Source organism: Elusimicrobiota bacterium, assembly GCA_040757695.1.
Lineage (GTDB): Bacteria > Elusimicrobiota > UBA8919 > UBA8919 > UBA8919 > JBFLWK01.
Genome location: JBFLWK010000001.1, coordinates 45,532 through 61,881 on the forward strand (window position 1 = coordinate 45,532; position 16,350 = coordinate 61,881).

General features: G+C 44.4%; 1 protein-coding gene (only partly in view). It reads right to left on the reverse strand.

Annotated elements, in window-relative coordinates:
- Positions 1-16,184 carry the start of a hypothetical protein gene (locus AB1349_00120; GenBank protein ID MEW6555740.1) on the reverse strand. The gene continues 17,767 nt to the left of window position 1, outside the view, so only the first 16,184 of its 33,951 coding nucleotides appear in the window; it begins with the start codon at positions 16,182-16,184; its stop codon lies beyond the left edge, outside the window.
- Between the last annotated feature and the right edge of the window lie 166 nt (positions 16,185-16,350).

The following is a 16,350-nucleotide window of genomic DNA, read 5'->3' on the forward strand; positions in this document are numbered from 1 at the left end:
ACACGATTCCATTGATTATCAACAGAATTAACCGTTAGTACGAATTGGATTCCTGCAGTTCTGTTTGATGGTGTGCCTGTTTTACCAGTTGTTGAACCCGGTGATGCGGTTTCACCAGGGAACAGAACCTGTAGTTTCGCATTATCTGAATTAGGTCCTATTTTTACAGTAGATGTAGATGAAACCAGCCCGCTCTTAGCAACTGTTAATACCCAATCTGATCCATTCACAGAATCATTCACAGTCCTTAATGTTACCGGATAGTATGTGGTGCCATTAACTAATGTTTTATATGTAGTTCCTGTAACATTCGGGTCGTCAGTTGTCAAACCGATATTCGCAGTGTTAGTGGTAACAATGTTATACCAAGAGTCAGTCGTATGACAGGTTGCAATAAATGTTTTACCAGCAGTTTGATTAGATGGTGTGCCTGTTTTACCGCCAACTGTTATGTTGCCGGGTTTATGTATCTCGCCAGGTATCAAGACCAGAAGTTTAGTTGGATTATTAGAAACTATCGTAGAAACACGAACATCAATCGGGAATACAATATCCGGTCTGATTATATTAGAATCGTCTAATGTAATAGTTGCGTAGCCGCTAGTAAGCAGTGTTAATGGAACAGTTGTTGTGCCATTAACAAGGTCTTTATACCACGGACCTGCTGCGTTGATATCTGTAGATGTAACCTTTATTCGTTCTGTAGAATATGCGATATTGAAATTGTCATCAACTGCATTTGCTGTAATCACAAACTCATTCCCAGCAGTTTGATTAGCTGGCGAACCGGTTCTACCAGTTTCTGAGCCCGGAACCGCGGTTTCACCAGGTACCAGTAACTGCAACTTGACCGCATCTGCCGAAATTACATTCACATTTGATTGTGTATAGGTTGATAGATACACAGGTCCTGCGGTGATATCTAATGCCTTGATTGTATGTGCAGTATTCGCAGTCTTGAATGTCCACCAGAAGGTTGTTGTACCACCTATCAGCCACTGATTTATGTAGGTATCGTCGTAATTATCAGTTGGTGTTTCTACACGAACCTGTGAAGATATAGACACCGTATTCCAGTTACTATCACAACCTCTTACTGTTAACTGGAATGCATCCCCAGCGGTAAGCGTTGACACATTGCCACTCTTACCAGTAGCCGAGCCAGGATTGTAGGTTTCACCAGGCATTATCACTAATAACTTCACAGGCACTGATGCAGACACCACAATATACGGTGTATATGTAGACAACATCACAGGCGCTACTGTATTCTCGGTACATAATTGCGCAGTTGGTGTGGATTTCTTCAGTGTTACCCAGAAATATGTTGTGCCACTCTGTAATGTCTGGCTGCTTACAAATGATGCAAAGTCGTCATTCGTTGTCAGCCGAACCGCTGCATTATACAACCCGCCTGTTGTTGATTTGTTCCAATACGGGTCACAACTATTCACTGTCACCTGGAACCGAACACCTGTTATCTGCTGACTCGGCGAACCACTTTTGCCATTTGTTGAACCAGGTACCGCAGTCTCGCCAGGACATAATGCTTGTAATCTGACTGCAGCAGATGCAACCACTGTCCAGTAGTCGCTGTAGCCACTTGTTAACGCCGCAGCAGTCGCAGTCGCTTTATGAACACTGCCAGCAGTTTTATTTGTGATACTGAATGTCCGCTGACCTTGTGATAATGTCTGGTTATCAGGCTCAGTATCGTATAAATCAGTTGTTACAACAGATACTAAATCACTCCGGCTCTCATCTCGGTTAAAGTTCGGGTCTACGCCGTTGACTGTGATTGTGAATACAAGCCCAGCAGTCTGCGTTGTTATACTACCACTCTTGCCATTTGCAGCGCCAGGTAATGCGGTCTCGCCAGGCAGTAATACTTGTAACTTCACCGCACCACTGGAAACCACTGTTATACTCGGTGATGTATTTGCTGTGTATAACGGTGCTACACCGTCTTTATCAGTTGCTGTCATTGTCCAGGTGCCTGAAGATAAAATAGCTAATGTGTAATTCCTAACTCCACTGACTAAATATGTATATGATGTTACATAACTCGCATACGGCGCAGAGACAGAAATCTGAACCGTTGTAGAATTCCCAAGATTGGTCACCCTATTCCAATACGGGTCCACTAAATTCACAGTCACTGTATAATTCACACCTGCAGTCTGGTTCACTACACTACCACTCTTGCCTGTTCCGGAACCTTTTAATGCAGTCTCATTCGGTACTAATAACTGCAACTTCACTGCTGCGGATGATATCACCACAAAACTATCGCTTGTCTGACTTGCCATCGTACCACCATACTGCGTGGTCAATGTATGTGAGGTGCCTTCGCCTGTCTTCAGTATCACTGTAAATGTTGTAGAGCCATTCGTTAAATTATGTGCGGTCTGTATCACCTCATAATCATCTGTCGCTGATATTACTTCTACCACAGGGCTCGTCCCAGTATTGACATTCCACCAGTTATCACAGCCATTCACAGTCACAATATACTGGATACCAGCAGTCCGCTGTGATGGACTGCCCTGCTTCCCATCGCCAGACGGCTCACTACCAGCATCCGGAGTCTCGCCAGGACACACTATCTGCAACTTCTCTGGATTATTAGGCACTACATTCATATTATACTGTGTTGTGGATTGTAACAGCGGTGTAGCACCATCAACATCCATTGCGACAAGCCGATGGGTTGCTTTTGCGGTTACAATTGTTAAATCAAAGAAGGTTGTACCTGCTGATAATGGCTTATCAGATGGCTCTGTATCGTAGCTATCTTCAGGTGTGGTTACTCTTATTGCGTTATATCCAACACCTTCAGCTGATGTTACCCTGTTAAATTGGTTATCACAGGCATTTACAGTCACTGTGAATAATACCCCAGCGGTCTGATTCAGAACTGTGCCTGTTTTGCCAGTTGTGGTAGAACCTTCTACTGCGGTTTCATTTGGCACAAGTATCAAGAGTTTGGTTGCAGATGAAGGCGTTACAGTAAACGCTGTTGAAATATCAGAAGTTAATGGTGTACCATCTTCATCAGTTGCTGTAAATTTTGCAGTTGTTGTTGTAGTTCTTAATGTGAACCAGAAATGTGTTGTACCTTGTGTTAAATCAAGTGGCTGTGTGATTGCTGATACAAAACTATCGGTTGGTGTAAGTTTAACATTCGCACCACCTTGAGGATATACCGTTGTTTTATTCCATAGTTTATCTACTGAATTAACCGTTACCTTGAATGCATACCCTGCGGTTTGTGTCTGAAGTCCTGATGAGTCCTTACCAGTTGCAGAACCGCCTTTCTCAATCTCGCCCGGTAACAATACCTGTAATGCACAAGCGGTATTCGGCTTCACCTCAAAACTGCTGGAATAACCTTCATCTAACTCTGCTCCTGAATAGACAAACGCGGTTACATAGTGTGTAAGTGCCGCCTGTTTCATTGTCACATTAAATGTCACAAAACCATTGATAAACCCTGTGTATGGTATTTCACTATCTGTTATATACGGATCTGTTACCCTTAAATCAATTGTTTGATTAGCAGATTCGTTACGGTTAAAGTTCGGGTCTACACCATTAACCGTTACTACGAATGTTTCACCCGCAGTTCTATACGATGGCGTACCTGTTTTGCCTTCAGGTGATGCTAATTTACCAGCAACTGCGGTCTCGCCAGGTAGTAATACCTGCAACTTTACCGCACCACTTGATACTACTGTTATACTTGGCGAGGTATTAGATGTATAAAGTGGCGCTACGGAGTCCTTGTCCTGCGCAGTAACAGTCCAACTACCACTTGATAATATCGCAAGTGTGAAGTTCCGCACACCACTTTGTAAATATGTGTAACTTGTCACATATGACGAGTATGGTGCTGAAACTGAAATTTGAACCGTGGTAGAATTACCAAGATTTGTTACTTTATTCCAATACGGGTCTACTAAATTCACAGTCACTGTATAGTTCACACCAGCAGTCTGGTTACTCACACTGCCTGTCTTACCATTGTTGGTAACATCACCTTCTACTGCGGTTTCATTTGGTACTAAAAGTTGTAACTTCACAGCTGCAGATGAGAACACAACAAAATTAGAACAGGTCTGTGGCGACATCTCACCTTCATATGTAGCAGTAAGATTCCGTGTAGCTGCTGCGGTTTTCGCTCTTAATGAAACCGTAAATGTGGTTGCACCCTGCGTTAATGCATGCGATGTCTGTATCACTGCAAAACTATCGTTGGATGTAACTGATACTATCGGCTCGGTTGATGTATTCAGGTTCCACCAGTTATCACATGCACGAACTGTGACAGTATATTGCAACCCGGCAGTTCTATTCTGAACAGTACCCGTTTTACCAGAACCTTGAACAGGTGTTTCATTCGGCACAAGTATCTGGAGTTTCTGCGGTGTATTCGGGACTGTTGTAATCCAGGTTGATGTATATGACTCGTAGTACTCGCCAACTTCATCTACATCAGTTGCAGTAATTAACGAGGTGGCAGCCCGAATTAAAGTAACATTAAATGTTTGAGCACCAAAGAATAGTGCAGCAGACGATGGCTGCGTATCATATGGGTCGTCTGTTGTAATCTCAACAGTCGTGCCTACTGTAAGCTCACCTTCGTTATATGCGTTCCAGTTGTCATCAACCAGATTCACCGTAACCGTGAATTCGCTACCAGCAGTTCTGTTTGTTGGTGTACCTAACTTACCAGCAGGCGCTGTATTTTTGCCAGGTTCCGCAGTTTCACCAGGTACTAATAGTTGCAGTTTCAACTGGTGCGCATCCGAGTTGGGCACAACAGAAACATTTCGGACTGTCTGTGATGACATCGTCGGCTCTGTAGCATCGTTATCTTCTACATAGAATGTTGTAGCAGTTGCTTTTCGTAATGTGATATCTACAGTCGCAACACCACCAGATAGGTTCGGTGTCTGATTAGAATATATTGGTGAATACGGCTGGTCAACTGCATCTGCCGAAACCTTTACCTGCTGACCTGAAGATGATGTATTCCATTTGATATCACAGGAATTGATTGTCACTTTAAACGAAATCCCAGCGGTTCTGGGTGTCGGACTGTTTGATTTACCATCTGTCTCCAGTGGATTAGTTGTTGGCGATTCGCCAGGCATTATCAGCCGCAAACGGTCTACTACGCCGGCTTTGACTGCAACCTGTGAAGATGCAGATGCAACATAATCAAGCCCGTTGGTTATCTGCATAGTTATATTCTGATTCCCAGCAGTTGTGAAGTTCACAGGATACATTCGGGTTGATTCTATTAACGAATATGTATATTCTGTGTCAAAACTATCTGTTGTTTTAAGCCATACTTCAGGCATCCCAGTATCCGTCTGGATATTATACCAATCATCTACAAGATTGACCGTACAGTAATAAGTCACACCAGCATCAAGTTGACTGAATACCATTGATTTTCCGCCACCTGCACCTGCATATGGCGGCTTGCCAGAATCCAGTGTCTCACCAGGAACCAACAGATACAGCCGTGTTGCAAGATTCGGTTTCACATAGACTGATGTTGTATTTTCAGTAAGCCCTGCAGAAAGTGCCGAGATATACTGGGTTGCAGCAGTTACAAGTGTTAGTGTAAATGTTGTAGTGCCGTTTGTTAGAGCGCGGGTTGCGGGCTCTATATCATAAACATCAGTTGTGGTAATGGTAGAGACATTGGTTGCGGATTCATTAGTATTCCAGCATAAATCACAGGCATTCACAGTTACATCAAAATCTTCACCAGCAGTTTGAGTTGTTACACTACCACTCTTGCCATCTAACGAGCCTGGATATGCGGTTTCGCCCGGAACAACTAATTGAAGTTTAATAGCATCATTGTATGTCATTAGAATAGCAGTTGATGTATCTGATTTCGTGCCAGTTGAAATATCAATTCTTGTGCCAGTAGCACCAGTATTTTTTCTTAATTTAACACCTGTTACCTCAACAGAGCCGGTAGTGATATTGTAAATTCCTTCGCCATCTGTTGCATATGGGTCGTCTGCATTTTTGATTTCAACAACCACAGGTGTGCCAGTATCTACAAGGTTCCAGTAATCATCAACCGCATCAACTGTAATTGAGAATGCGCTCCCGGCTGTCTGTTGAGTGACATTACCACTTCTACCGGTTGATGTTCCCGGTGCCCGACTTTCACCAGGCACTATAACCCGCAGGTCATACCACGGCAGTGGGTCTACAATAATTCCGGTTTGTGATGCCAACTGACCGTAACTTAACGGGTCGGTTTCAGAATCAACACCGTTGATATTCCCGCTTAAACCACGCGCATAAACGGTTCTTGTACCCGGACACTGCGGGGTATTATTCGCTGCTTTCCTTAATGTAACCGAACTTGAAAATACTTTGTAGCCCAGGTCACTATCCTCAAGTGTGAACATAGCAGGTAAGCCATTCCCACCTGTTTCAGGCCCGTTAGGTGTATAGAATTCTATATTCCCAACAGCACCCAGTGCGATATTACCATCAGCATCAAATACCTCAATTTTGATACCTGATGACTGCCCGGCAGTAGTATTAACAATCTGCGAGACTTTCATATACGCTGCTGGTTTTGTTACCCTGAACTGATTCGCAATCCCTGCAGCAGAAGCATTTGCCGCCCTGTCCGTCGCTTTTGTTTTTATCTGATAGTATACGCCGGATTGCCAGTTGGCTTCTTTTTCGGCCTGAGTAGCACCAGGGAAGTCATATGTCCATCTGCTAATACTTGGATCGTAATCTGTTGGATTGAACCAGTTCTCACCTAACTGCCAGGTACCTGAAGTTGCCCAGACATACCAGTAAGATGTCGGATTATATAACGGGTCTCCAGTTGTCTTACAGAGTGCGATATAAATTTTTGTTGTATCGTTAATCCCGGAATTAGCCAGACTATCTACATTGTCAGACGCAGTCCCTGTAAGCCGTACTAACTCAGATGCTTGGTATGAAGTATTACCGCCTTCTGGTTTGGTAACTGTTGACGATGGTGGTTTTACATCATACAAGAACTGGTTAGATGTGATTGAGTTTGTGGACTGCTCGTTGCCAATTGAATCTGTCGCCCAGCAGCGTACCTTGTAAAACTCGCCATGCGTCCATGATAGGTCTGCATCATAATATGTCCATGTGCCTGACGATGCACCAACGAAAGTGCCATTCAGAACATATTCATTAGGACCTGCTGAGAAATCTGTACCATTAAAGTACAATGTTGTATTTACCTGTAAGATTGATAGTTTTACGGGTGATATAACACTGCTTGTTTCATCAGATGCAGTTCCTGAAATTGTTGATAATCCACCAGTAGTGTAATATGTAGGCCATGGTGTCGGCTTCACAACTGCTGATTGTGGGACTGTATTATCATATATGAATGTTGAGGTTGAGGTAACTGTGCCGGGATTTCCAGCAGTATCAGTCGCATATGCATAGACAAAATATGTGGTATTGGTTGTCCATGCATAGCCGGTTTTGAAGTATTCATCATTTTTTAACTGCCAGTATGTTGGTGTGCCGCCATTGTAGTTGTTTTCTGTATATCCAGAAACCCATTCGTTTGTTAATTGCGACCAGTATTTCAGCCCGCCTGGTGCAGGTGTGCGATGTATCACAACTTTTACATACTGGGCATCCTGGTCGGTTGGCGATGTCCACGCAGTACCTGAAATTGTCTCTAATGCTGATACAGTTGCGATTGCAGTAGATGGTTTTAGAACAAGTGTCTCAGGTGCTGATGTATCATATTTGAATGTTGCAGTTGCATATGTTGTACCGTATTTAGTATTAGTTGCCGCATCATAAACTTTAGAAACAACCATATAATTGGCACCGCTGGTTAAATCGCTCTCATGACCTGAATAAGTCCATTTTACATAGTTTGAATAACTTGATTGCGCTACATGCCATTTTTCTGTGGTGAACCATCTCGGGTCAGAACCCGGTCCCTGCCAGTAGTTGTTTGTAGCCATTTGTTTTATATAAAACTCTACTGCGGTTGACGGATTAACCATCCACTCGTCAGATGCGGTCCCTGAAATCGTAGGTAATGAATTATATCGTTTGGTTGGCGGGTCGCCTGCTGAAAGCGCCGCATCGGGCATCTTTGTTGCACAGTTCGGCTTTGTAGTATCATACCTGAATGTATGACCATTACCTGATGTCTCAATATTGCCTGAACGGTCTGTTGCCTTAGCAGTTACCTGATACAAGCCACCGTCATCCCATATGGGAATACCCGGCGACCGGGCGGTCATAAGTCCCGTCTTCGTCCAGTTAGGCGCCGGGTCGGTAGTCGCAACATCAGTAGAGGTTACTGTATTCCAATTGTTAAGCCCTTCATCCCACCAAGCTTCTGAGAAGCCGTTATTATTCAGCCGATGTAAAATTACTCTGACACCTGTCGCAGGCACAATCCCAGACGGATTCGTGCCGGGGTCGTTTGATGTGCCAGTAACCTCATCTAATGTATTCAGATAGTCAACTGTCGGTGCAGTAGCAGACGAGATAGGATTGTTTTCATCATACAGGAATTGATTGTAAACAGAGGCGGATTCATTTCCTGCGATATCCTTGCCTCTCACATGAACCCTGTATGTTTTACCACCAGTCCAGATATAATTTGGTGATACACCGGGTAATGTATATGTCCAGGTTGACCACGAGCCAAGATACTGTGAGCAGGTGAACCATTTTTGTGTCTCAGCCCAACTCCCAACCGCACCCTGCCAGTAAGTCGCCGAATAGGTCATATCTTGTACTGATATTGAGACGACAATTACTGTGTAGGGATCGTTTGATGTGCCGGAAATAGTTGGTAGTGTCCTTGTAGCGCCGTAATACGCTTCTATTGGCATTGTAACCGCAGAAGTCGGTGCGGTAACATCATATATAAATGAGATTGTATTGTTGGTTTCCTGCCTTAACCCAACATTATCTTCTGCAATTGATTTTACATAGAATCTATTCTGTGAGCACCCTGCAAACATTGTGCCGGTTGGAAATTGCCAGACACCTGTGCCGGTTGTCGCTGCGGTTGACTCAGTTGTTGTCCATGTAGAACCAGTCCAGTAATTTGTTGTTGCATCTGTAAGATATGTTATCATTACTTTTGTTGCATCCGTTTTGGGTCCGCTCAAAGTATCACCCGCGGTGCCTGAAATCGTTAATAATTCGTTAACAATCTCCTGCGGTGGCGGAACTACCGCAGAAGTTGGTGATGACCTGTCTATTGTGAATGTTCGCGAAGATACTGCAGTCTGTACATTAACAGGTTCGGCTTTGTCTACCGCAGATGAATAAATAATATAATAACTCGCATCATCGTATTTGGTATCATCTACCAATTTTGTCCATGGATATGTGCTTGTGGCATTGAACCATAACTGGCTAAGGGATGCAAATGCAGAATTATCATACCATCTTTGTGTTGTCTGATTATATATCGCTACCTTTATACCGGTTGTGCCTGAAATACCGGCTTTGTTATCTAATGCAGTGCCTGAAATTGTAGGTAAATTATGGATATATGAATTGTCTGCTGATGGCAGTGTCACCTTTGTTGTTGGTGGTGTCGCATCAAAATGGAATGTCCTTGTAGATGAAACAATCTCCTGGTTGCTCGCTATATCAATACCATAAACATGAATATAATAATCTCCACCAGCAGCATGCCAAGATGGTGTCTGCCCTCCCATAAATCCAGGATAAGTCCATACAAGAGTATTTCCAGTTGGTACACCGGTTGAGGCAACAAGCCATCTGTCATTATCAGTACCTGTCCAATCAGCACCATTCCAGTAGCCACCACTGGCAATATGTTTTACAGAAATTTTTACAGCAGAAGGTCCAGAGGCACTATCATATGATGTGCCTGAAATTGTAGATAGCACAGATATTGTAGATGACTGCACAGGTGTGACAACTGCTGTTAGTGGCGGCGTATTATCAAATGTGAACACATTGCTTGATGAAATTATTTGCCAGTTTGTAGCGACATCCTGTGCCGAAGATCTTAAAATATAGTACTTGCCACTCTCTAAAATATCATCCCACGAGTTTGCAGATGCTCTTGTAGAATACCAGGTTGTCCATCCGCCAGATGTTTTTGCATCAAACCAGGTCTCTGTTGTTGCAGTGAACGATGCGACACCCGCAGGGTCATACCAGCAGCCCTGTGGCTCGTTTTGTTTCAGTGAAACTCTGACAATGGTTAAGCCCTTGGCATCAGACGCTGTGCCTGAAAGCGTTGGCAGTGTCTGATAACTGATATTATTCGCAGGTATAATTACAACCGAAGTTGGCATAGTTACATCATATACAAAAGTATTGCCTGCTGATGGCGTCTCTTCATTACCCGCAATATCCTTTGCCTTACTCTTGATTCTATACTGATGCATTGTTGACCAATGGTTATCATTCGGGAATATCAATTTCCAATACCAGTTCCCAGCAACAGAATATGTTGCTGCATAATTGTCCCAGTACTCACTACCTGAAACCCATTGCCCAGTGTTCATATTGTAATATGTTGAGCCAAGCGTTACATCCTGTATCAAAACTGTTACTGTAGAAAGCGTTACCGCAGAGAGAATCTTATCCTCGCAAGTGCCTGACAGTGTAGTTAATGTATTATACGGCGGGTCGCCGACAAGCGGCATCGTAACAGTAGATGTTGGCTTCAAATTGTCATACCAGAATACTTTGGTTGTATACGCAAACTGTGTCCCCTGCTCATTACCTGCACGGTCTTTACATTTTGTAACAACCGTATAAGATGATGCATGAGTCCAGAACAAATCATTATCAGAATAAGACCAATTCGGCTGATTCACAGTAGAAACCGATATCCAGTAGCTATCACTCTGCCAAGTTGTTTCATTAAAGTATTTATTCGTGGTTGATGAATTTGACGCATACCATAAAATATACATATCAATATTTGTCAGAGGTGTAGAAACTCTGGCACCTGTAAATGCCGGGTAATCTTCCGCAGTGCCTGAAATTGCTGTGAGTGTATTATTGTGATATGTCTTGAACGGCATCGTGATTGCTGTGAGCGGCTCGGTAGAATCAAACACAAACAGCGAAGCCCCCACATCAGACGGTGTCTCAATCAACGACGGATACGCATTGTTTGACGAGAATACAGTCACATAATATGACGCACCGGTTGTTAATTTCGCTTGCGTCAAATCAGTATACCACCACGCAGTAGTATCAGGTGAAAGCGTCGCCTGATTCCATATCGGCACACCGGAAACTACCCAGCTGGTTTCCTGCCAGTACTTCTGCGTTATCATATCTTTGATTGCTACAAATGTCTTTGCAACCCCGTCAGGATTGGACGCTTCACTTATTGTTCCGGCTACTTCTGAATATATCTTGTTAAATGAGCTATTCGCTGGAATTGTAACATATGAAGACGGCGTTGAAGTATGAATTGAGAAACTGGATGTAGAATATGTAAGCGAGTATTTGCCTGTCTTGTCTATTGATTTTGCCTCAAGCCGATACTGGTTGTTGTCAGTCCATTTTGTTGGGTCAAATCCATACCACCAGATAGTACAATCTGATGTTAAAGTTGGTGTGAACCACGCGTTTTCAGGTAAAGCCGGGTCACCATCAAACGCATTAACACCATTCCAGTATTTTGAAGGTGCTGTAATTCTTAAAATCCGAATCTTTACTGTGTCTACCTTCCCAGTTGAAGTTGCATCCGCAGCGGTACCTGAAAGTGTTAATAGTGATGACAGTTTGGAACTCCCTTCAGCAGGTGTGAGATTCTTTACCGAAGGCGACGAGACATCTACCCAGAATGTTGTCGCTCTGAATAATTCAGTATTGTTTGATTTGTCTATTGCTCTTGAACGAAACTCTATCCTTACACCATCATAGAGGAACCAATCAGGCATTGTATCACCTGCAGGATATGTCCATTTAAAGTTGGGTGAAGCGCCTGATTTTGTAGTCGCACGCCACGAATTCGCTTCATTAGCATTAAATGCATTCGTGCCATTCCAGTAAAAACCAGCATCTAAATTCTTGATTGCAACTTGAATGTAATCTACATCTGATTTATACACATTCCCCGGGTCAGTTGCAGTCCCGGAACTTGTTAAGAAATTGTCATGCCACTGCGCATATGGTAGACAAATTGTTGAACTGGGCTTCTGCGTATCATACTGAAATATATTCGTTGAAATCGCAACTGCTATATTTCCCGCACGGTCTATACCTCTCGCATTTACCGTATACTGCTTGCCATCCTGCAAGTTCGGCGGTGCTGTATAACTCCAAGAAGATGCACCTACATACCAGTTCGCATCAAACCACGAATTCGCACCTGCATTAAATGCATCAACACCATTCCAGTATGCATTCCCATCGTAAATCCGAACCTGAACTGATGAAACATCAGTATTGAATACAGAACCACTAACATCCGGCTTGTCATTAACTGTGCCAGAAATCGTCACAAGTGTTTTATACGGACCATAATTTTCTGTATCTACCGGGAATACAATTGTGTTTACAGGTGGGTGTGTGTCGTATATTATGGTGTAGCCGGTTTTGGTATCGCCGTTCTCTTGCGTGCCTGTAGGCAGTGCATTATCTATCGCACGCGTCTTTATCAGATACTTCTTGCCACTGATACGGTGCTCGGCACTCGTCGCATATGTCCATGTAGATATCTGGGTGCCTGATTTGGTTGCGAAATTACTCACATCAGTCCACGGCGTTATCACACTCCAGGTTGCACCATATGACGAGATCTGGATTTCTATATCAGATACGCCATCTGATTTCTGCGCACCTGATGGTGTGGTCGGTGTTACATCATCGGCAGACCCGCTTATCGTCGGTAAACTATTCACATAGCCACTAATCACCTGTTGATTCGTCACCGTAGAGGTTGGTGGCGTCACATCCCACACGAAATACGACGAACTCCCGCCAGGCAACACCTCCTGGTTGGTGGACTCGTCGGTTGCGCTGGTATATACCCAGTAGGATACGCCATCGGTCAGTTTACTCTGCAGCAACTCAAAAGTCCATGGCGCAACTGCGGATGCATTATTAGGTGTCTCGGTTGTTTCTGAGAAATCGGGTGCGGCATCTTTGTAATACCAGCTACCCGCGCCGTTATTATTTTTTACATAGACCTTGACGACGGTGACTGAAGTCTCGGTATCTGATGAGGTGCCTGAGATGGTATCCATCGCTGTGAATGTTCTGTATGATTTTGTAGTTTGCGGGAATGATACGATAGAACTTGGTGCGACATTATCTATCTTTATCGTTCTGGTAGATACATACAGCGGACTATTACCGGCTTTATCATATGCGATTGCTTCTATGAAGTATGATGTATTATTATCCAGTGTAGGTTTTGTAGCTGCCCAGTATGTACAGTATGGCGCCAGATAATTAGCGTCATACCATGCGTTTGTTGCGTAATATATGTTGTAATCGTTCGCACCCGGGTTCCAGTAGTACTCGCCACCCTGTCTGCGTATCCGAAGTTGTACTTTAGATAGACCTTGCGCCATATCAGGTGAGGAGCCAGTTGGGAAGTCCAGCGCAGTACCTGAAATAGATGCTAAGTTCGTGGGATTCAGTGCGCCTGATTGTGGCGCTACTACCACTACCGTCGGTACTGAGATATCATATGTGAATGTATATGATGATATTGCGGTTTGCACATTCTGTGCTCTATCTTTTGCCTCGCTATCTATCTTGTACTGCACACCATTTACCCAAGCCGAATACGGCAGTTTCCAAGATGCAGAATCCTGCGCTATTGTCCAGTCCTGCACTACAGACCAGTCTGCGCCAGTCCACGAGGATATCTTTACCGCAACACGTTCTAATAACGAGTATGTATCCGCTGCATTGCCTGATATGGTATTTAGCGGCGACTTCTCAAACTGGCTATTCGGCTCGGTGATATATGATGTTGGTGGTGTAGAATCATACTTGAATACTACCGTAGAATACGCGACCTGAACATTGCCCGTCGGTATTACATTATCAGTAGCGCGTGTTTCTACACGGTATTCTTTGCCATCCTGCCATACGGGTGTTGAGGTGAATACGAACGGGTTGGTCGCAGCGGTATCCGTATTAAGCCAGCTCTCCGCGGTGCCTAACCAGTTTGTGCCATTCCAGTATACTGCTGGTGTGCCTGTAGAGATACGCACTTTTACATTGTTGACGCCCGCGCTATTCGGTGTAGATAAACTATCGTTAGAAGTACCTGAGATTGTCGCAAGTATTTTATTCGGGCCGTAATTCGGGTTTGTTGATTCGGGTGCTATTAGAGTACTTAGTGGCGGATGCGTATCATAGACCACCGTGTACTCGTTAAACACCGTCTGGATATTGTTGGGTATTGCGGTATCATATGCGCGTGGCTTGAACTTATACTGATGCCCACTCTTGAACGCATTACTTAAATTACTGTAACTCCACGAGCTGTTGCCTACAACAAAATTGGTCGCAGTAGACCAGTAGACAGCTGGCTGGGAAACCCAGCCACTACCTGTCCAATAGGTAGTACCGAGTGTCAGGTTCTGGATTGATATTTCTACTGACGAGATACTGTTAGAATATGCAGCTTGTGGTGGGTCAGGTGTCGGTTGAACATCCGCACAACTACCAGTCGCAATTGTGATTGCTGAATACGCTTTGCCATCTACCACAGAGAGCACAGCGGATACTGGCGCGGTGGTATCATAGATAAAGAACGCGCATCTATCCGCAGAAGTCACTTCGGTTAACTGCGGCGACGAGGTATCCACGGCATAACTCTCTACATAGTAGCTAGCGCCGTTAGTCAATTTCCCAGCAGTCAGTTCTGTATAACTCCAGTTGTAATATCCGTTATCCTGCGAGACGGTCCGCCAGGAACCCGCGGCAAACGCATTCCCGTCATATACCGCACCATCCGTCTTCCGTGTCACACGAACCTTCAACATACTTAACCCGCTCGCATCGTAGCCAGTCCCGGAGATAGATGCGAATTGCGAGATCGCGGTATTGTTCGCAGGCGTTATTACACGCGAGGTTGGCGAGGTGGTATCTATCACAAAATTGCTCGTAGAATACATTGTAATATAATTGCCTGCTTTATCTGTCGATTTCGTCTCTATACGGTATGTCCCGCTATCCGTCCACGCACTGAACGGATACCACCATATCGTACAGTCAGTTGTTAAGTTCGGTGTAAACCATGCTAATTCTAACTCGCTGTCTAAATAGTCAAACCCGCTGGTTGATGTCTTCCAGTAGTTAGGTGTAACATCGTCTGGCGGCTTACTTGCTTCCCGGATCCTTATCTGAACTGTATCTATCTTGCCAGTTGATGGCATATCCTGCGCAGTACCTGAGATAGTTGGCAGCACACTGATTGTAGGTGTGTATGTAGATGGCGAGACATTTAACACCGTTGGTGTTGTTATATCTACCCAGAAATAATGCGATTGATACGGGTCTTCGGTATTCTTGGACTTATCCGTCACCTTGCTACGAACCTCTATCCTGTCGCCATCTGTTGACTGGTTGCCGCCAGCACCCCAGTTGGGTATGCTCTCGCCTGTTATTGGATATGTCCAGGTCTTTATCGCACCGGCGCCAGTTACCGTCGTTGTAGACCATTCTACAAGCACACTATCAAACCCATCGCCATCCCAGTAATTACCGCCCTCTATCCTGAGTAATACCTCCACCTTCTCTATATCCGCATTCCCAGGATCTTGCGCAGTCCCGGAGATACTCGGAAACTTCTTGTGCCAACTCTGATTCGGCATCTTGATTGTCGTCGTCGGCTCCTGAGTGTCATACTCAAACTGAATCTGTTTCGGTGTCGTCTCTTCAGTCCCGGTATTGTCTATCGATTTGGTATATACGATATATGTCCCGTCTGTCCAGTTCGGTATCTGCTCGCTATCGTTCGGATATTTCCACTCACTACCTACTAACTTGCAATCCCGCCACGCTGCCGGCACATCGTCTATATCAAACCCATCGCCATCCCAGTATTTGACAGTATTGTAGATCTTTACCTGCACCTTCTGGATGCCACTGTTGAATACACTGCCACCCGCTGTCGGATAGTCCTGCGCTGTCGCACTGAGCACGCTAACTGCATAATTAGGTCCGTAGTTCCCGCTATCCGACGGGAATACAATTGTGTTTACAGGTGGGTGTGTGTCGTATATTATGGTGTAGCCGGTTTTGGTATCGCCGTTCTCTTGCGTGCCTGTAGGCAGTGCATTATCTATCGCACGCGTCTTTATCAGATAC